This window comes from Xanthobacter pseudotagetidis, assembly GCF_043194795.2.
In the GTDB taxonomy this organism is placed as follows: Bacteria; Pseudomonadota; Alphaproteobacteria; order Rhizobiales; family Xanthobacteraceae; genus Xanthobacter; species Xanthobacter tagetidis_A.
The window spans coordinates 783,860-801,446 of sequence record NZ_CM195534.1 but is presented as its reverse complement, the minus strand read 5'-3'; the positions used below and the strand labels follow the sequence as shown (position 1 = coordinate 801,446).

Genomic DNA, 17,587 nt, shown 5'->3' with positions numbered 1-17,587 from the left:
AACCGGCCTCAGCTCCTGTGGACGGCGTTGCGCTCCAGCGAGATGGCGCCCGGGCCGCTGGCGAAATAGAACAGCAGGCCGCCGATGATGGCGAGGTTCTTGAAGAACTGGATACTCTGCGTCGCCTGGGCGGCCGCGTCCGGCACCAGCCAGTAGGCATGCGCGGTGAGGGTCGCCACCGCCACGAAACCGATCAGCAGGATCGCGGTGAGGCGCGAGGCGACTCCCAGGATCAGGGCGATCGGCCCGGCGATCTCGGCGATCACGGCCAGGATCGCGAGCGTGCTCGGATAGGGCAGGCCCTGGCGTTCGAGCATGCCGGTCAGGCCCGAGAGGTTGGTGGCCTTCTGGAGACCCGAGGGCAGAAACAGCGCGGCCATGAACAGCCGGCCGAGGAGAAGGGCGACGTCGTCCAACAGGTGCATGACGGTCTCCTGCGCGCACTGCATCCTTATGGCGCGAAAAGATAATCTTGACCATGGGGAAATGCCCGGCACAGCGGGCCGCGCTATTTCCCCTCCCCGACGGCGAACAGGAGCCGCGCCACCACCGGCAGCGCCACCGAGAGGCCGGCGAAGCGGAACAGGTGGTGCGCGCTCATGAAGGCCGGGTCGTAGCCGAGCGCGAAGCCGAGCGCCGTCATGGCCTCGAGCGCCCCCGGCGCGAAGGCGGTGAGGAGCTTGCCCGGATCGTCGCTGGTGACGAGCGCGGCGATCACCGCGAACACCGCCGAGATGGAGGCGGCGACCACGAAGGCGATCACCGACACCAGCGTCATCTCCCGCACCGTGTGGAGGCTGGTGCCGCGGAACCGGACGCCCACGTTGCAGCCCAGCACCACGAAGGCGGGAATGAGCAAGGCCGGCGGCAAGGTGGCGGTGGACAGGCCGGCGAGGTGCAGCAGGCCGCTCGCCAGCAGCGCGCCGACGATGACGCCCCCCGGCATGCGCACCCGCCCGGCGAGAAGGCCGGCCGCAGTTCCCGCCAGGAGCAGCAGCGCCACCTCCAGAAGGTCGCCCCGCTGCGGCGGCGCCGCCACCTGCGCGCTGCTGAGGCCGGTGGCGCCGAGGATGTTGGGCAGCGCCGCCACCAGCAGGAACAGCCGCACCGTCTGGGCGAAGGCGACCCGCCTGAGGTCCGCCCCGCTCTCCGCCGCCATGCCCACCACCGCCGAGAAGGCGCCCGGCGCGGAGGCGTAGAAGGCGGTCTCCAGCGACCAGCCGGCGAAATGGCGGAAATAGAGCATCGACCCCGCCATGGTGCAGAACACGCTCAGCGACAGGAACGCCATGCTGATGGGCCAGCTCGCGGCCTGGGCCACGAGGTCCGGGGTGAGGGCCGTGCCCATGGAGGTGCCGAGCACCACGTAGGAGGCGATCTCGATCGGCTTCGGCACCTGCACCTCGACCTGCGCCAGGGCCAGGGCCAGGGTCAGCAGCAGCGCGCCGGAGATCCAGGCCGCCGGCAGGCCGACGAGATGGAAGGCGAAGCCGCCAAGCCCGCCCGCAGCCAGCGTGAGCAGGCTGGCGCGCAGCGCCTTTTTCCTGCCCCCCGAAGGTTTCACGGGGCCTCCCGGCGTTCGCCCGCGAGCCAGCCGGACAGGCGCCGCGCCACCTCGGAAAGCTGGGCCTCCCCGCGCGCGAAGCACAGGCGCAGGAAGCCGTCGCCGCCGGGACCGAAGGCAGTGCCGGGGGCGAGCCCCACCTGCGCCTCGTCCACAAGCCGCAGCGCGAGCCGGCGCACGTCCGTTTCCCCCGTCACGCCGAAGAACAGGTAGAACGCGCCGGCCGGCGGCACGAGGTCGACCCGCCCGGTGGCGGCGAGCGCGGCGCAGACGAGGTCGCGGCCGGCGCGCGCCCGCGCCACCTGCTCGGCGACGAACGGCTCGCCTTCCTCCAGCGCCGCGATGGCGCCGCGCTGCATGAAGGCGGCGACGCCGGAGGTGGAATACTGGATCAGGTTCTCGATCACCTGGCCGAGCGCCGGCGGCGCCTCCAGCCAGCCGATGCGCCAGCCGGTCATGGCCCAGTTCTTCGAGAAGGTCTGGACGAACAGGATGTGGTCGTCCTCCGCCATCACGTCCCGGAACGAGGGCGCGCGCCCGCCCTCGCCGTAGAAGAAGCGGCCATAGATCTCGTCGGCGATGATCCAGAGCCCGTGGCGCCGCGCGAGGGCGAGGATGGCGCGCAGATCGTCGTGGGAGGCGACGAAGCCGGTGGGGTTGGCCGGGGTGTTGACGAAGATGGCGCGGGTGCGCGCCGTCACCGCCCGTTCCAGCCGGTCATGGTCGAAGGTGAAGCCGGACGGGCCGTAGTCGAACGGCACCGGCACCGGCACGGCGCCGATCTTCAGCGCCGCCGCGGCGGCATTGGGCCAGGTGGGCGAGGGCAGGAGCAGTTCCTCCCCCGGGCCCAGCGCCATGGTGAACGCGACCTGGATCGCCTGCATGCCCGAGCCGGTGACGAAGAAGCGCTCCGGGTCCTCGGCGACGCCGTAGAGCCGGGCGATGTAGCGCGCGAGCGCGGCGCGCAGCTCCGGCAGGCCGCGCTGCCAGGTGTAGAAGGTCTCGCCCGCCTCCAGCGCGCGCGCCGCCGCATGGCGGATGAAGGCGGGGGTCGGCAGGTCGCCCTCCCCGGCCCACATGGGGATCACCCCGCCGCGGGCGAGGCCGTAGTTCATCACCTCGACGATGCCGCTCTCCGGCAAGGCGAGCACGTGCTCGCGCACGCGGGAAAGACAGGGATCGACCGCAGGCGCTCCCGCGCGCTGCGGCCCGGTCGGAAGAGTGGCGGGCATGGGCGAACTCAGGCATGGGCGAACTCGGGGATGGGCGAACTCGGGGGTGGAACGGGCGGCGCGTGACCGATGCGCTTCGGCCGCACCATAGCGGCCGCCGGCGCGGTTTTCTCATCAATTGCTGGAGGGGTTCGATCAGCAGACGTGATCGGTGGAGGCTGTGATTACCTTTCGTCAGTGCGAAACCGCAATGCCGTCTTGCAGCACTGCGCGTTGCGCTTGCGTCGGCGAGAACCTAGCTCAGTCCCACCAACTGCCGGACCGCATCCGCGGGCCGAACGGGCGCGCCGCCCGGCCGCTCCAGAAACGGGGACCATCCCATGACCGCCACCCTCCCGTCCAACGCCGCCCGGCCGGCCCTCGACCAGGCCGCGCTCGACACCCTGTTCCTCGCCGCCCGTTCGCACAACGGCTGGACCGACGCGCCGGTGACCGACGCCGAGATCAAGGCGCTCTACGACCTCGTGAAATACGGCCCCACCTCGGCCAACACGCAGCCGGCGCGGTTCGTGTTCGTGCGCTCCGACGAAGCCAAGGCACGGCTCGCCCCGGCGCTCTCGGAAGGCAACCGCAAGGCGCTGGCCGCGCCGGTGATCGCCCTGATCGGCTACGACACCAAGTTCTACGACAAGATTCCGCAGGTGTTTCCGCACAATCCGGGCTTCCGCGACCTGTTCGTGAACAATCCGGGCATGGTGGAGTCGCACGCGTTCCGGAACTCCGCGCTCCAGGGCGCCTACCTCATCATCGCCGCCCGCGCGCTCGGGCTCGATGTCGGCCCCATGTCCGGCTTCGACCAGGCGAAGGTGGATGCGGAATTCTTCCCCGGCGGCACCGTGAAGGCCAATTTCATCGCCGCCATCGGCCACGGCGACCATTCCAAGGTGCTGGAGCGCCTGCCGCGCCTCGCCTTCGAGGAGGCGGCGAAGATCGTCTGACCGGCCGGCAGGACCAAGGTCCGGGACCAGCGCGGGACCAGAGCGGGATTTGCGCAGGTTTCGCGCGGGATTCGGGCCCGACTTGCCCCTGTCGGTCCACCGGCCGCGGGGAGCGGATCCCCCCGGCCGGGGCGCCGGGGGCGCCGTCCGTCTCAGCCCTCGCCGGGATCGGCGGCGAGGCCGGCGGCGACGATCCCGGCCACCGCGCAGGCCTCGTCATTGTCCGAGGTGTCTCCGGAAATTCCAACCGCGCCAATGACTTCACCTTCGTCATCGCGGATCAGCACGCCGCCCGGCACCGGCACCAGCGAGCCGCCGATGGTGCTGGTGGCCGCGGCGATGAAGAAGGGCTGGTCCTGCGCCCGCTTGAACAGCGCCCGCGACCCCATCCCCAGCGCCAGCGCCCCATTCGCCTTCCCCCGCGCGATATCTCCCCGGCTGAGGCTGGTGGCGTCGTCGGCGAGGAAGCTCTTGAGCGCGCCGCGCGCATCCAGCACGCAGATGGCGAGCGGCTTCATGTCGTGCGTCCTGGCATGGGCGTGGGCCGCGTCGAGGATCGTCTGCGCAGCGGCGAGTGTGAGGCTTTTCAATGGCTTCCTCCTGGTCATGCGGCGCGCTGGCGCGCGCGGACGGGTTCGCCCAGGCGCGGAATCGGCCGTGGGGCGCCGACCATCCCTCTACCGCATCCGGCCGCGTTTCTGAACCTGCCCCGACACCGGCCGGCACGGATCGAGCGGCATTTTTGTCTCTGCCTTCCCGCTCCGGCGTGGCACCATCGCCCCGCTCCCCGCCGGCCGACGGGGAGATCGGGGAGAGACCGCCATGACCGCCGCAGCGAACCCGAACCCCAAGCGCCTCAGCTTCGAGCCGGGACATCGCCGCAAGTTCCTGGTGGTGGTGGACGACACGCCCGAATGCGACCGCGCGGTCTATTATGCCAGCCGCCGCGCCGCCGGCACCGGCGGCGGGCTGGTGCTGCTCGGCGTGCTCGAGCTCGAGGGCGTCAACCAGCAATGGCTCGGCGTCGCCGACCTGATGCGCGCCGAGGCGCAGGAGCAGATGGAGGCGCGGCTGAAGAAATTCTCGGCCCGGGCGCGCCAGGTGACCGGCATCGCCGCCGAGGAGGTGATCCGCGAGGGCTCGAAGGCGGACGCCATCTTCTCGCTCATCGCCGAGGACCGCGACCTCGCCATCCTGGTGCTCGCCGCCGGCACCGGCAGCGAGGGGCCGGGTCCGCTGGTGACGAGCCTCGTCCACGCCCATGCGGCGCGCTTTCCCGTGCCCATCACCATCGTGCCCGGCGCGCTCTCCGACGAGGAGCTGGACGCCCTCGCCTGAGGCGCGCCGGTGCGAAGGGAAGCGGGCCGCCCCGGCGGCGGACGTGGCCGCCGGCCTGAACCCGCGGCCGCATGCGGCCGCGGTCTGGCCCCCGCCCGCGCCGGGGGGAGCGGCGCATGGGCAGAGGGCGGCCCGCTCATCGCGGACGTGGTACGCCGGTCACTTGTTCCACGTCACGCGATAGGGTCCGGCATCCATGTGGATGTGGCCGGAACGGTAGATGCCGAGGCCTTTCACGCGCGGATCGTCGCGCAGGAAGGCGATGATGGCGCGGCGGTTGCCGGAGGGACGGAAGTCGACGGCGCCGCAGTCGCGGTGCTGGCTCGGCCGGCCGGTACCGGCCACCACCGCGCCGGGGCGGTGGGTGGAAAGAACGGCCACGGGGCCGAACTTCCGCTCGACGTCGGCGAGCGCGCTGCGAAGCTCGGGCGGCAGGCAGGCAAGACTCGCGCTCGCGGTGCCCGAGCTCTGGGACTTGGTCGATTTGGCGGACTTTGCCTTGGGTCCGGCGACAGCGGAGCCGGAGGCGGCGGCGAGAAGACAGGCGGCAAGAAGGCAACGCACGGCAACAGGCGGTCTCGATAAACGCATGCTTGACGGAGGTCCTTGGGATCGGGGAATGGCGGGCCGCGGCGGCGAAGGACGCCTGCAGGCGATGGCCCGGCGATCGGGACGCGCAGCGCGGCGTCCGGAGGGCGCGCTTTAGAGCGGCGATGTTTGGCACAAATAGGGCGTGCCTGCTCGCCTTCTCTCCACCAGTCCGAGCAGCGCCCACGGAAGCGCCCGGTGCGGCAGCCCGTGCGGTCGTGCTTGCGCGATCGCAGTTTGACGCTATATTAGCGCCGTCCCTGATGAGGGATACCTCAGAGCCATCGCAGTCGAAGGTGATGAGAGTGGGCCCCGGCCGGGACCCGCTCCTTTCGGCATATCCGCACCTGCCGGAGCCGAAGCCTCCCTTGAGACGGCCTGAGGGAGCAAATGACGAAATCCGCGCAACGATGCCTGCGCACGAACCGTCCCGGAGGGACATGAGCGACCCGATCACCCTGACCGCCGATGCCGACGAGCCGCGCCTCATCACCGAGACCGGCGTCTCGGCGCGAGTGGCGTCCATCGCCTCGGGCGTGCTCGGCGCCATGGGCTACCGGCTGGTGCGCGTGAAGGTCACGAACCGGGACGGCGGCACGGTGCAGATCATGGCCGAGCGGCCGGACGGCACCATGACCATCGACGATTGCGAGGCCGCCTCGCGCGCCCTTTCGCCGGTGCTCGACGTCGAGGATCCGATCCACGGCGCCTATCGCCTGGAGATGTCCTCGCCCGGCATCGACCGGCCGCTGGTGCGCCTGTCCGATTTCATCCGCTGGGCCGGCCACGAGGTGAAGATCGAGATGGCCATCCCGGTGGACGGCCGCAAGCGCTTCCGCGGCCTGCTGATCGGCGCCGAGGGCGCGGATGCGGTGGTGCGCCGGCTCGACGCCAAGGCCGACGAGGAGCCGACCGTGCGCCTGCCGGTGGGCGACATCCACGAGGCCAAGCTGGTGCTCACCGATGCCTTGATCCGCGAGGCGCTGCGCGCCGCCAAGGCCGCGGGCGAGGATCTCGACGACGAGGCGGAAGCCTTCCTCGACAGCGAGGACGGCGCAGCCGACGAAGACGTTCCGGCGGACGCGGACATGCCCGCGCCGCCGCGCCACAACCCGAGCGCCAACAAGGGCCTGACCGGCAAGGTCGCCGGCAAGAAGGCCAAGGCCAGCAAGACCGGCAAGAAGGCGCACGCGAAGAAATCCAAGGTCAAGAAATCGCCCTTCGCCGAAGAGGACGATGTCCGGGCCCCGAAGACCACTGCGAAGGAGACGCACTGATGGTCGCCGTCAGCGCAAACCGGCTGGAGCTGCTGCAGATCGCCGACGCGGTCGCGCGGGAGAAGTCCATCGACCGCGGCATCGTCATCGCCGCCATGGAGGACGCCATCGCCAAGGCCGCGCGCTCGCGCTACGGCCAGGAGACGGACATCCACGCGGACATCAATCCGAAGACCGGCGAACTGCGCCTCGCGCGCCACCTCCTCGTGGTGGACGAGGTGGAGAACACCGCCACCGAGATCACGCTCGACGGCGCGCGCCGGCATAATCCCGCCGCCCAGGTGGGCGACACCATCGCCGACACCCTGCCGCCCTTCGACTTCGGCCGCATCGCCGCGCAGTCGGCCAAGCAGGTGATCGTGCAGAAGGTGCGCGAGGCCGAGCGCGACCGGCAGTATGACGAGTACAAGGACCGCATCGGCGACATCGTCAACGGCCTCGTCAAGCGCGTCGAGTACGGCAACGTTGTGGTGGACCTCGGCCGCGGCGAGGGCATCCTGCGCCGCGACGAGCTCCTGCCGCGGGAGATCGTCAAGACCGGCGACCGCATCCGCGCCTACATCTACGACGTGCGCCGCGAGCCGCGCGGCCCGCAGATCTTCCTCTCCCGCACCCATCCCCAGTTCATGGCGAAGCTGTTCGCCCAGGAGGTGCCGGAGATCTATGACGGCATCGTCGAGATCAAGGCGGTGGCCCGCGATCCCGGCTCGCGCGCCAAGATCGCCGTCATCTCCCGCGACAGCTCCGTGGACCCGGTCGGCGCCTGCGTCGGCATGCGCGGCTCGCGCGTGCAGGCGGTGGTGAACGAGCTGCAGGGCGAGAAGATCGACATCATCCCCTGGAACCCGGACATCGCCACCTTCATCGTCAATGCCCTCGCCCCCGCCGAGGTGGTGAAGGTGGTGCTCGACGAGGACCGCGAGCGCATCGAGGTGGTGGTGCCCGACGCGCAGCTCTCGCTCGCCATCGGCCGCCGCGGCCAGAACGTGCGCCTCGCCTCCCAGCTCACCGGCTGGGACATCGACATCCTCACCGAGCAGGAGGAGAGCGAGCGGCGCCAGAAGGAGTTCGCCGAGCGCACCAAGATGTTCGCCGAGGCGCTCGATCTCGACGAGATGATGGGCCAGCTGCTCACCTCCGAGGGCTTCACCTCGGTGGAGGAGATCGCCTACGTGCCGGTCAACGAGCTCGCCTCCATCGAGGGCTTCGACGAGGACACCGCCGCCGAGCTGCAGGCCCGCGCCCTCAAGCACCTCGCCGAGGTGGAGGAGGCGCTCGACGCCCGCCGCAAGGAATTGGGCGTCGAGGACGACCTGAAGACCGTTCCCGGCGTCACCTCCAAGATGCTGGTGGCGTTCGGCGAGAACGACATCAAGAACGTCGAGGATCTCGCCGGTTGCGCCACCGACGACCTGATCGGCTGGAGCGAGCGCAAGGACGGCGAGACCACGCGCCATCCCGGCGCGCTCGACGGCTTCGAGTTCACCCGCGAGGACGCGGAGAACCTGATCATGCAGGCGCGCGTCGCCGCCGGCTGGATCAGCGCGGAAGACCTCGCCACCGAGGGCGCGGAGGAGGCCGAGGAGGCCGCCCCCGACGCCACGGCCTGAGTAGAAGGAGATGACCCACGGTGCTCGCGAGCGCGTTGGACGAGGAGACGGACGAGGGGCCGCGCAGCGTTGTCGCTGCGCGCGCGCCGCTCGCGCGCCTGTGCCTCGCCTCCCGCGCCGTGACGCCGGTGGGGGAGATGCTGCGCTTCGTGGTGGGGCCGGACGGCAAGATCGTCCCTGACCTCGCGCGACGGCTTCCCGGCCGCGGCGCCTGGGTGAGCGCCACCCGCGCGGCACTGGAGACCGCCCTGAAGCGCAAGGCCTTCGGCCGCGCCTTCAAGGGCAAGGGCACGGCCGACCAGGGCCTGGCCGATCTCGTCGATGAACTTCTTTCGCGCGACGCCCGCGCGTCCTTGAGCCTCGCCAACAAAGCGGGGCGCGTGGTCACGGGCAACGCGAAGGTGGAGGAGGCGCTCGCCGGTGGTGGCGTGCTCGTGCTTCTCCACGCCGCCGACGCGCGCCCGGACGGGGTGCGCAAGCTGAACGCGCGCGCGCGGCAGGCGGAAGCCGAAGGCGCCCCGCGGGTCCAAGTGGTCGATTGCTTTCCCGGCATCGAATTGGACTTGGCGTTGGGGCGGTCAAATGTGGTACATGCGGCGCTGCTCGCGCATCCGACGACCGCGGGATTTCTCGCGCGCTGCCGAAGGCTCGAGCGCTGGCGGACCGGAACGTCCGACAGCGCGCCGGAGGGGCATGGCCTGATCGCAGGCGCATCCCCCGACCGGATGCAAGGAACGGATACGGAATGAACGACACCAAGACTCCCGGCGACAAGACGCTCCATCCCGCTCCCGGAAAGACGCTGACCCTGAAGCGCCCGGTGGAGCAGGGCACGGTGCGCCAGAGCTTCAGCCACGGCCGCTCCAAGGCGGTGGTGGTGGAGAAGGTGAAGCGCCGCGTCATTGCGCCCGGCGAGCCCGCTGCACCCGCGGTGGCGCCGCCGCGTCCCGCCGCGCCGGCCGCTCCGGCGGCTGCCCCGGCGGCGCCTGCGCCGGCCGCGCCCAAGGCAGCGCCGGCGGCACCCGCTCCGGCTGCGCCGACCCCTGCTCCCGCCTCCGTCGAGGCGAAGGCACCTGCGGCTCCCAAGCCCGCTCCGGCCGCGCCCGTGGCGCCGCCCGCGGAGCCCGCCGCGCCGGCCGCGGCCGCCCCGACCCCGGCTCCCGCCGCTCCGGCCGCGCCCGCGGCTCCTGCCGCCCCATCTGCCGCCCCGTCGCGCGCCGCCGAAGCGCCTGCCGCGCCCAAGGCGCCGGCGGCTCCGAGCCGGTCCGAAGCGCCGACGACCACCCGCACCGCCTCGGGCGCCGGGTCCTCGCGCCCCGGCGCTTCCGCACCCCAGCGTTCGGCCGGCGCCGCGGCCCGTCCCGGGCAGGGTCCGGCCGGCCGGCCCGGCGCGGGCGGCGATGCCCGCCGTTCCGGCGGCCCGCCCGGCCGGTCCGCCCAGCAGCGTCCCGGCGGCTCCGGCGTGGTTCTGCGCACCCTCACCGACGAGGAGCGCAACGCCCGCGCCAGCGCGCTCGCCGACGCCCGCGCGCGGGCGGTGGAAGAGCAGCGCATGGCCGAGGAGCGCCGCGCCGCCGAGGCCGAGGCCCGCCGCCGCGCCGAGCGCGAGCGTACCGAGCGCGCCGAGCGCGAGGCCGCCGAGGCGCGCAAGCGCGAGGAGGAGAGCCGCCGCGCCCACGACGACGAGAGCAAGCGCCGCGCCGAGCAGGAGGCGCGCAAGCGCTTCGGAGAGGAGCAGGGCGCCCGTCCCGCCGCCGGCGCCGCGACGACGACCGCCACCACCGCCCGCCCCCTCACCCCGCGCCCCGCCGGCACGACCGAGAGCGAGGAGGAGGAGCGCCGAGGCGCGGTCCGCCGCGGACCCGGCGCGCGTCCCGCGCCGCCCGTCAAGGTTCCCCGCGCGCCCGCCGGCCAGGAGAAGCAGCGCGGCCGCCTCACGCTCGTCACCGCCCAGTCGGGCGAGGAGGAGCGCCAGCGCTCGGTGGCCTCGTTCCGCCGCCGCACCCAGCGCATGACCGGCCACCGGCAGCAGGAGAGCAAGGAGAAGATCTCGCGCGAGGTGATCCTGCCCGAGACCATCACCATCCAGGAGCTCGCCAACCGCATGTCGGAGCGGGCCGTGGACGTGATCCGCATGCTCATGAAGCAGGGCCAGATGGTGAAGATCACCGACGTGATCGACGCCGACACGGCCGAGCTGATCGCTTCCGATCTCGGCCACACGGTGCGCCGCGTCTCGGAGAGCGACGTGGAGGAAGGCCTGTTCGACACGCCGGACGCGCCCGAGACCCTGCTGCCGCGCCCGGCCGTCGTGACCATCATGGGCCACGTCGACCACGGCAAGACCTCGCTGCTGGACGCCATCCGCAAGGCCAACGTGGTGTCCGGCGAGGCCGGCGGCATCACCCAGCACATCGGCGCCTACCAGGTGACGTCGCCCTCGGGCTCGAAGATCACCTTCATCGACACCCCCGGCCACGCCGCCTTCACCGCCATGCGCGCCCGCGGCGCCAAGGTGACGGACATCGTGGTGCTGGTGGTGGCGGCGGACGACGGCGTGATGCCCCAGACGGTGGAGGCCATCAACCACGCCCGCGCCGCCAAGGTGCCGCTGATCGTGGCGATCAACAAGATCGACAAGCCCGACGCCAAGCCCGAGCGCGTGCGCACCGAGCTGCTCCAGCACGAGGTGCAGGTGGAGACCATGGGCGGCGAGACGCTCGAGGTGGAGGTCTCCGCCAAGGCGCAGACCAACCTCGACAAGCTGCTTGAGGCGATCGCCCTCCAGTCGGAGCTGCTCGACCTCCGGGCCAACCCCGACCGCGCCGCCGAAGGCACGGTGGTGGAGGCCAAGCTCGACCGCGGCCGCGGCCCGGTGGCGACCGTGCTGGTCCAGCGCGGCACGCTGCACGTGGGCGACATCGTCGTCGCCGGCGCGGAATGGGGCCGCGTGCGCGCCCTCATCGCCGACACCGGCGCCAACGTGGACGCGGCCGGCCCCTCCTTCCCGGCCGAGGTGCTCGGCTTCAACGGCACGCCGGAGGCGGGCGACCGCCTCGCGGTGGTGGAGAACGAGGCCCGCGCCCGCGAGATCACCGACTACCGCCAGCGCCAGAAGCGCGAGAAGGCGGCGGCCCGCTCCGCCACCATCCGCGGCTCGCTGGAGCAGATGATGAGCCAGGTGAAGGCTTCGGGGCGGAAGGAATTCCCCCTCATCATCAAGGGCGACGTGTCGGGATCGGTGGAAGCCATCATCGGCGCGCTGGAGAAGATCGGCAACGACGAGGTGCAGGCCCGCATCATCCATTCGGGGGCGGGCGGCATCAACGAGAGCGACGTGACGCTGGCGGAGACCTCCGGCGCCGCGATCATCGCCTTCAACGTGCGCGCCAACAAGGAAGCGCGCGACGCGGCCGAGCGGGCGGGCATCGAGATCCGCTACTACAACATCATCTACGACCTCGTGGACGACGTGAAGAAGGCCATGAGCGGCCTGCTCGCGCCCATCAACCGCGAGACCATGCTGGGCAACGCGCTCATCAAGGAGATCTTCCTGGTCTCCAAGGTGGGCAAGGTGGCCGGCTGCACCGTCACCGACGGCATCGTGGAGAAGGGCCAGCACGTGCGCCTCATCCGCGACAACGTGGTGATCCACGAAGGCAAGCTCGCCACGCTCAACCGCTTCAAGGATGCGGTGAACACGGTGCATGCGGGCCAGGACTGCGGCATGTCGTTCGAGAACTACCAGGACATGCGCGCCGGCGACGTGATCGAGTGCTATCGCGTGGAGGTGGTGCAGCGCTCGCTGTGAGGCGGGGCGGGAGAGGCAGCCTCTCATCGTGGTGAACCCTCTCCCCGCTGGGGAGAGGGCAAGATGAGGGGAAGGATGCCGCGCCGCGGGCGCGGCGCTCAAGGCCCGTCGGTGTGCCCCCGCACCCCGCCCTCTCCCCAACGGGAAGAGGGAGCTGCGTCCCTGAAACGGCTTCGCCCGTGCAAGAAGGCAACCGGAGCGGCACGGTCCAATCCCGACCGCTCCCCATTGAAGGAGACGGCGCCCGGCCCGGCGCCCTTAAGAGAAAAGACCCATGAGACCTGATACCCGCACGGGGGGCGGCCCCTCCCAGCGCATGCTGCGCGTGGGCGAGCTGGTGCGCCATGCCCTCGCCCAGGTGCTCCAGCGCGGCGACCATATCGACCCGATTCTGGCTGGCCACATCATCACGGTGCCGGAAGTGCGCATGTCGCCGGACCTGAAGATCGCCACCTGCTACGTGATGCCGCTCGGCGGCAAGGACGTGCGCCCGGTGATCAAGGCGCTCGCCGCCAACCGCAAGGCGCTGCGCATGGAGATCGCCCGCCTGGTGGAGCTCAAGTCGGTGCCGGACCTGCGCTTCCTGGAGGACACCTCGTTCGACGAGGGCGCCCGCATGGACGCGCTGCTGCGCTCGCCGGCCGTGGCGCGCGACCTCGATCATGATGCGACCGACGACATTGAATCCAACGACGACGAGACCGACAAAGAATGACTGCCGCCGCCACCGCCCCGCGCCCTGAAGCCCCCGAGCCGCGCGAAGGCGCTTCCGGCGGGGCCGCCCTCCCCCGTGGTCCGCAGCGCGGCCGCGACGAGCGCCCGCGCGCACCCAAGCGCGACCTCGACGGCTGGGTGCTGCTGGACAAGCCCACCGGCCTCACCTCCACCCAGGCGGTGAGCATCGTCAAGCGCCTGTTCGGGGCTAAGAAAGCGGGGCATGCGGGCACGCTCGACCCGCTCGCCTCCGGCTGCCTGCCGATCGCCTTCGGCGAGGCGACCAAGACCGTTCCGTACGTGATGGACGGCCGCAAGTCCTACCGCTTCACGGTGCGTTTCGGCATCGAGACCGACACCGACGACGCCGAGGGCAAGCCGGTCGCCACCAGCGATCGCCGCCCGGACGACCTCGACATCCGCGCCATGCTGGAGTCCTTCAAGGGCGAGATCCTCCAGGTGCCTCCAGCCTATTCGGCGCTCAAGATCGGCGGCGAGCGCGCCTACGATCTCGCCCGCGAGGGCGAGGAGGTGGTGCTCGAGGCGCGCCCCGTGACCATCCATTCCATCGCCCTCGTGGACCGCCTGGATGCCGACCACGCGGTGATCGAGGCCGAATGCGGCAAGGGCACCTATGTGCGCGCCATCGCCCGCGACCTCGGCCGCATGCTCGACTGCCGCGGCCATGTGAGCGCGCTCCGGCGCACCCGCGTCGGCGCCTTCCTGGAAGACGACCTGGTGCCGCTCGACGAGCTCAAGGCCCGCGCCGAGGACGGCGAGGAGGCGCTGATCGAGGCCCTCGACCCGGTGGAGATCGCGCTGGAGGAGCTGCCGCGCCTCAACGTCGCCCCGCCCGACGCCCACCGCCTGCGCTGCGGCCAGAGCGTGATCCTGCGCGGTCGCGACGCGCCGGTGATGCACGGCCATGCGGGCGTGTTCTGCCAGGGTGCTCTGGTCGCCATCGGCGACGTGGAGGGCGGCGAGGTGTTTCCTCACCGCGTCTTCAACTGGGCGCGCCAGGGGGGCCGGCGCGACGGCAGGGGCGGCGCGAGGCGCGAAGGCCAGAGCCAGGACTGAAGGCGGCGTCCCGATCTGCTATGCTTGACGCTCAGGAACCGCGCCGCGGGGGCAACCCGCGGCAGCGCAGCAGGTGCGCCCGAGCGAGGTATCCCATGCCGAAAGCGATCGCTTCCCGCCTGCGCCGGCCCGCCGGCCCGATCGCCGCCGGACTGCTTGCGGCCGGCATCATGGCGACGGCGAGCCTCCCGGCGGCGGCGCAGAGCCGATGCCGGATCGCCGACCCCACCGGGACACCGCTCAACGTGCGCTCCGGTCCCTACGGGGAGATTCTCGGCCAGGTGAAGAACGGAACGCCGGTGCGCATCGAGGCGGACGCCACCGACGGCAAGGGCAAGCCCTGGGCCTATGTGGTGACGATGGAAAGCGGCCAGCCGCTCGGCTGGGTGTTCCGGGATTACGTCAGCTGCTCCTGAGCCTTCCATCCCGCGAGGCCGCAACATTCCCCTGGCAAGCGGCGGGCAAATCTGTATAGTCCGCCGCGCGAGCGGTGCCTTCGGCGCCGCATTTCGTGCTGTCTCGACCGCGCTGGACGACATCCCGGCCCGGCCGAACGTGCACCGAACGCCTACCCGGCTCGGCCTCCCCGGCTCGATCGCGCGGGTTGTCGGTGCACCCTTCTTCCTCCATCTGAAAGGATCATCCGATGTCGATCACGGCCGAGCGCAAGCAGGCGCTCATCAACGAATATGCGACCAAGGGCGGCGACACGGGCTCGCCGGAGGTGCAGGTGGCGATCCTCACCGTGCGGATCTCGAACCTCACCGAGCACTTCAAGACCCACGCCAAGGACAACCACTCGCGCCGCGGCCTGCTGAAGCTGGTCTCCCAGCGCCGCAGCCTCCTCGACTATCTGAAGAAGAAGGACGAGGGGCGCTACAAGTCCCTGATCGAGCGTCTCGGCATCCGCCGCTGACGCCACCTCCCGCCGCCGGCCGGAAGCGCCGGCGCGGCGGAACATCGCGCGCTGCGATCCATCGCGGCGCGCCGGCGCGGCGGGCATGGGGCCTGCCGCGGGCACGCGAAGGCAGAAATCGAGCCATGGCAGGATCGCCGGACGCAACCGTCGGAGGGGCTCCTTGACGCGCCCCGCCGCGCGGCGCGTCCGGCCGTCTTGCTCATGGCTCTTTTTCTTCGCCCGCTGAAGAGAAAGACACCACAAGATGTTCGACATCCATCGCGAAGAGCTGGACTGGGGCGGTCGCACGCTCACCCTGGAGACCGGCAAGATGGCCCGCCAGGCCGACGGCTCCGTGCTCGCCACCTATGGCGACACCAAGGTGCTCGCCACCGTGGTCTCCGCCAAGGAGCCCAAGCCGGGCCAGGACTTCTTCCCCCTGACCGTGAACTACCAGGAGAAGACCTACGCGGCCGGCCGCATCCCCGGCGGCTACTTCAAGCGCGAGGGCCGTCCCTCCGAGAAGGAGACGCTGGTCTCCCGCCTCATCGACCGCCCGATCCGTCCTCTGTTCCCGGACGGCTACAAGTGCGACACCCAGGTGATCGTCACCGTGCTCGCCCATGACCTGGAGAACGATCCCGACATCGTCGCGCTGGTCGCCTCCTCGGCCGCCCTCACCCTCTCCGGCATCCCGTTCATGGGCCCCGTGGGCGCGGCGCGCGTCGGCTTCATCGAGAACGAGTACGTGCTCAACCCGGCCCTCGACGAGGTGAAGGAGAGCGCGCTCGACCTCGTGGTCGCCGGCACGGGCGACGCGGTGCTGATGGTGGAGTCCGAGGCCAAGGAGCTGCCCGAGGAGATCATGCTCGGCGCGGTGATGTTCGGCCACCGCCACTTCCAGCCGGTGATCGAGGCCATCATCAAGCTCGCCGAGAAGGCCGCCAAGGAGCCGCGCAACTTCCAGCCGGCCGACGTCTCCGCCATCGAGGCCAAGGTCAAGGAGATCGCCGAGTCCGATCTGCGCGACGCCTACAAGATCAAGCAGAAGCAGGAGCGCTACGCCGCCGTCGGCGCCGCCAAGTCCAAGGTGAAGAAGTATTACGAGGAGCTGGCGCAGGACGGCACCTCGGTGCCGAACCCGCAGGTGGTCTCCGAGGTCTTCAAGGCGCTCGAGGCCAAGATCGTGCGCTGGAACATCCTCGACGACGGCATCCGCATCGACGGCCGTGACGTGCGCACCGTGCGCCCGATCGTCTCCGAGGTCGGCATCCTGCCGCGCGCCCACGGCTCGGCGCTGTTCACCCGCGGCGAGACCCAGGCGCTGGTCGTCGCCACCCTGGGCACCGGCGAGGACGAGCAGTTCATCGACAGCCTGGAAGGGACCTACAAGGAGCACTTCCTGCTGCACTACAACTTCCCGCCCTTCTCCGTGGGCGAGACCGGCCGCATGGGCTCGCCCGGCCGCCGCGAGATCGGCCACGGCAAGCTCGCCTGGCGCGCCATCCACCCCATGCTGCCGCTGAAGCACGAGTTCCCCTACACCCTGCGCGTGGTGTCGGAGATTCTCGAGTCCAACGGCTCGTCGTCCATGGCCACCGTCTGCGGCACCTCGCTGGCGCTGATGGATGCCGGCGTGCCGCTGCGCCGCCCGGTGGCGGGCATCGCCATGGGCCTGATCCTGGAAGGCGAGAAGTTCGCCGTGCTCTCCGACATCCTCGGCGACGAGGACCACCTCGGCGACATGGACTTCAAGGTGGCCGGCACCGAGCAGGGCGTGACCTCTCTGCAGATGGACATCAAGATCGCCGGCATCACCGAGGAGATCATGAAGGTCGCCCTCACCCAGGCGAAGGACGGCCGCGTCCACATCCTCGGCGAGATGGCGAAGGCCCTCACCACGGCCCGCGCCGAGCTCGGCGAGCACGCCCCGCGCATCGAGGTGATGAAGATCGCCGTGGACAAGATCCGCGAAGTGATCGGCTCCGGCGGCAAGGTGATCCGCGAGATCGTCGAGAAGACCGGCGCCAAGATCAACATCGAGGACGACGGCACCATCAAGATCGCCTCCGCCAACGGCGAGGCCATCAAGGCCGCCATCAACTGGATCAAGTCCATCGCTTCCGAGCCGGAAGTGGGCCAGATCTACGAGGGCACGGTCGTGAAGGTGGTGGACTTCGGCGCGTTCGTGAACTTCTTCGGCTCCAAGGACGGCCTCGTCCACGTGTCGCAGATGGCCAACGAGCGCGTGGCCAAGCCCTCCGACGTCGTGAAGGAAGGCGACAAGGTCAAGGTCAAGCTCATGGGCTTCGACGAGCGCGGCAAGACCCGCCTGTCCATGAAGGTGGTCGACCAGACCACCGGCGAGGACCTGGAAGCCAAGGCCAAGGCCGAGCGCGAGGCCGGCGCCGCGGAGTGATAAAAGCGAAGGGCGGCCTCTCGGCCGCCCTTCGTACTTCTAGGTACCTTCAAGCGTACTGGATCAAAACCCAGGTAACTGCCTTGCCGCCGTAGGGAGGGAAGATATTCCCCACCGCGAT

Annotated in this window: 16 protein-coding genes; 11 read left to right on the top strand and 5 right to left on the bottom strand. The window is 70.8% G+C overall.

Annotation, left to right across the window (positions count from 1 at the left end):
- Window positions 1-8: 8 nt before the first annotated feature.
- The 3 genes from V5F67_RS03660 to V5F67_RS03650 form a co-directional block, all read right to left on the bottom strand.
- Window positions 9-425, bottom strand: coding sequence for a DoxX family protein (locus V5F67_RS03660; protein WP_394022192.1), 417 nt, complete (start codon window positions 423-425; stop codon window positions 9-11).
- Window positions 426-508: 83 nt separating this feature from the next.
- Window positions 509-1,564 (bottom strand): AbrB family protein, encoded by a 1,056-nt coding sequence (locus V5F67_RS03655; RefSeq protein ID WP_394022193.1) that lies wholly within the window; start codon window positions 1,562-1,564, stop codon window positions 509-511.
- Window positions 1,561-2,796 (bottom strand): pyridoxal phosphate-dependent aminotransferase, encoded by a 1,236-nt coding sequence (locus V5F67_RS03650; protein WP_394022194.1) that lies wholly within the window; start codon window positions 2,794-2,796, stop codon window positions 1,561-1,563. The genes V5F67_RS03655 and V5F67_RS03650 overlap by 4 nt, the downstream gene beginning before the upstream one ends.
- A 320-nt stretch (window positions 2,797-3,116) precedes the next feature.
- On the opposite strand from V5F67_RS03650, the gene V5F67_RS03645 reads away from it, so the two are divergent.
- Window positions 3,117-3,734, top strand: a complete 618-nt coding sequence (locus V5F67_RS03645) for a malonic semialdehyde reductase (protein WP_394022195.1) — start codon at window positions 3,117-3,119, stop codon at window positions 3,732-3,734.
- A gap of 152 nt (window positions 3,735-3,886) precedes the next feature.
- Here the strand turns inward: V5F67_RS03645 and V5F67_RS03640 are convergent, their stop codons facing one another.
- Complete coding sequence (locus V5F67_RS03640) at window positions 3,887-4,324, bottom strand: GlcG/HbpS family heme-binding protein (RefSeq protein ID WP_394022196.1); 438 nt, start codon at window positions 4,322-4,324, stop codon at window positions 3,887-3,889.
- 232 nt (window positions 4,325-4,556) lie between these two features.
- Between V5F67_RS03640 and V5F67_RS03635 the strand changes: the two genes are divergently transcribed.
- Window positions 4,557-5,072, top strand: a complete 516-nt coding sequence (locus tag V5F67_RS03635) for a universal stress protein (RefSeq protein ID WP_394022197.1) — start codon at window positions 4,557-4,559, stop codon at window positions 5,070-5,072.
- Between the two features lie 159 nt (window positions 5,073-5,231).
- Here V5F67_RS03635 and V5F67_RS03630 read toward each other — a convergent pair whose 3' ends face one another.
- Entirely contained in the window at window positions 5,232-5,636 is a 405-nt protein-coding gene (locus tag V5F67_RS03630) for a D-Ala-D-Ala carboxypeptidase family metallohydrolase (RefSeq protein WP_394022198.1), read from the bottom strand.
- A 464-nt stretch (window positions 5,637-6,100) separates the two neighbouring features.
- Between V5F67_RS03630 and rimP the strand changes: the two genes are divergently transcribed.
- The 9 genes from rimP to pnp all read left to right on the top strand — a co-directional run bounded on the left by rimP (window position 6,101) and on the right by pnp (window position 17,466).
- Complete coding sequence (gene rimP, locus V5F67_RS03625; protein ID WP_394022199.1) at window positions 6,101-6,937, top strand: ribosome maturation factor RimP; 837 nt, start codon at window positions 6,101-6,103, stop codon at window positions 6,935-6,937.
- The gene (gene nusA, locus V5F67_RS03620) at window positions 6,937-8,547 is read left to right on the top strand and encodes a transcription termination factor NusA (RefSeq protein WP_394022200.1); all 1,611 of its coding nucleotides are present in this window, start codon (window positions 6,937-6,939) and stop codon (window positions 8,545-8,547) included. Before rimP ends, nusA begins: the two co-directional genes overlap by 1 nt.
- A gap of 20 nt (window positions 8,548-8,567) precedes the next feature.
- Window positions 8,568-9,296 (top strand): RNA-binding protein, encoded by a 729-nt coding sequence (locus V5F67_RS03615; RefSeq protein ID WP_394022201.1) that lies wholly within the window; start codon window positions 8,568-8,570, stop codon window positions 9,294-9,296.
- Window positions 9,293-12,358: a translation initiation factor IF-2 gene (gene infB, locus V5F67_RS03610; protein ID WP_509210605.1), complete on the top strand. Its 3,066-nt coding sequence runs from the start codon at window positions 9,293-9,295 to the stop codon at window positions 12,356-12,358. The genes V5F67_RS03615 and infB overlap by 4 nt, the downstream gene beginning before the upstream one ends.
- A 274-nt stretch (window positions 12,359-12,632) precedes the next feature.
- Entirely contained in the window at window positions 12,633-13,073 is a 441-nt protein-coding gene (gene rbfA, locus V5F67_RS03605; RefSeq protein WP_394021201.1) for a 30S ribosome-binding factor RbfA, read from the top strand.
- Window positions 13,070-14,149 carry a tRNA pseudouridine(55) synthase TruB gene (truB, locus tag V5F67_RS03600; protein WP_394021200.1) on the top strand — a complete coding sequence of 360 codons (1,080 nt, stop codon included), beginning with the start codon at window positions 13,070-13,072 and terminating at the stop codon, window positions 14,147-14,149. The genes rbfA and truB overlap by 4 nt, the downstream gene beginning before the upstream one ends.
- A gap of 95 nt (window positions 14,150-14,244) precedes the next feature.
- Window positions 14,245-14,565, top strand: coding sequence for an SH3 domain-containing protein (locus V5F67_RS03595; protein WP_394021199.1), 321 nt, complete (start codon window positions 14,245-14,247; stop codon window positions 14,563-14,565).
- 230 nt (window positions 14,566-14,795) lie between these two features.
- Window positions 14,796-15,065 (top strand): 30S ribosomal protein S15, encoded by a 270-nt coding sequence (gene rpsO, locus V5F67_RS03590; protein WP_394021198.1) that lies wholly within the window; start codon window positions 14,796-14,798, stop codon window positions 15,063-15,065.
- 247 nt (window positions 15,066-15,312) lie between these two features.
- Entirely contained in the window at window positions 15,313-17,466 is a 2,154-nt protein-coding gene (pnp, locus tag V5F67_RS03585; protein ID WP_394021197.1) for a polyribonucleotide nucleotidyltransferase, read from the top strand.
- Window positions 17,467-17,587 lie beyond the last annotated feature (121 nt).

Bases quoted from the DNA above. Each gene is read 5' to 3' on its own strand.
- truB (WP_394021200.1), top strand. From the start codon at position 13,070: ATGACTGCCGCCGCCACCGCCCCGCGCCCTGAAGCCCCCGAGCCGCGC.
- rpsO (WP_394021198.1), top strand. From the start codon at position 14,796: ATGTCGATCACGGCCGAGCGCAAGCAGGCGCTCATCAACGAATATGCG.
- infB (WP_509210605.1), top strand. From the start codon at position 9,293: ATGAACGACACCAAGACTCCCGGCGACAAGACGCTCCATCCCGCTCCC.
- V5F67_RS03645 (WP_394022195.1), top strand. From the start codon at position 3,117: ATGACCGCCACCCTCCCGTCCAACGCCGCCCGGCCGGCCCTCGACCAG.
- rimP (WP_394022199.1), top strand. From the start codon at position 6,101: ATGAGCGACCCGATCACCCTGACCGCCGATGCCGACGAGCCGCGCCTC.
- pnp (WP_394021197.1), top strand. From the start codon at position 15,313: ATGTTCGACATCCATCGCGAAGAGCTGGACTGGGGCGGTCGCACGCTC.
- V5F67_RS03595 (WP_394021199.1), top strand. From the start codon at position 14,245: ATGCCGAAAGCGATCGCTTCCCGCCTGCGCCGGCCCGCCGGCCCGATC.
- V5F67_RS03660 (WP_394022192.1), bottom strand. From the start codon at position 425: ATGCACCTGTTGGACGACGTCGCCCTTCTCCTCGGCCGGCTGTTCATG.
- V5F67_RS03650 (WP_394022194.1), bottom strand. From the start codon at position 2,796: ATGCCCGCCACTCTTCCGACCGGGCCGCAGCGCGCGGGAGCGCCTGCG.
- rbfA (WP_394021201.1), top strand. From the start codon at position 12,633: ATGAGACCTGATACCCGCACGGGGGGCGGCCCCTCCCAGCGCATGCTG.
- V5F67_RS03635 (WP_394022197.1), top strand. From the start codon at position 4,557: ATGACCGCCGCAGCGAACCCGAACCCCAAGCGCCTCAGCTTCGAGCCG.
- nusA (WP_394022200.1), top strand. From the start codon at position 6,937: ATGGTCGCCGTCAGCGCAAACCGGCTGGAGCTGCTGCAGATCGCCGAC.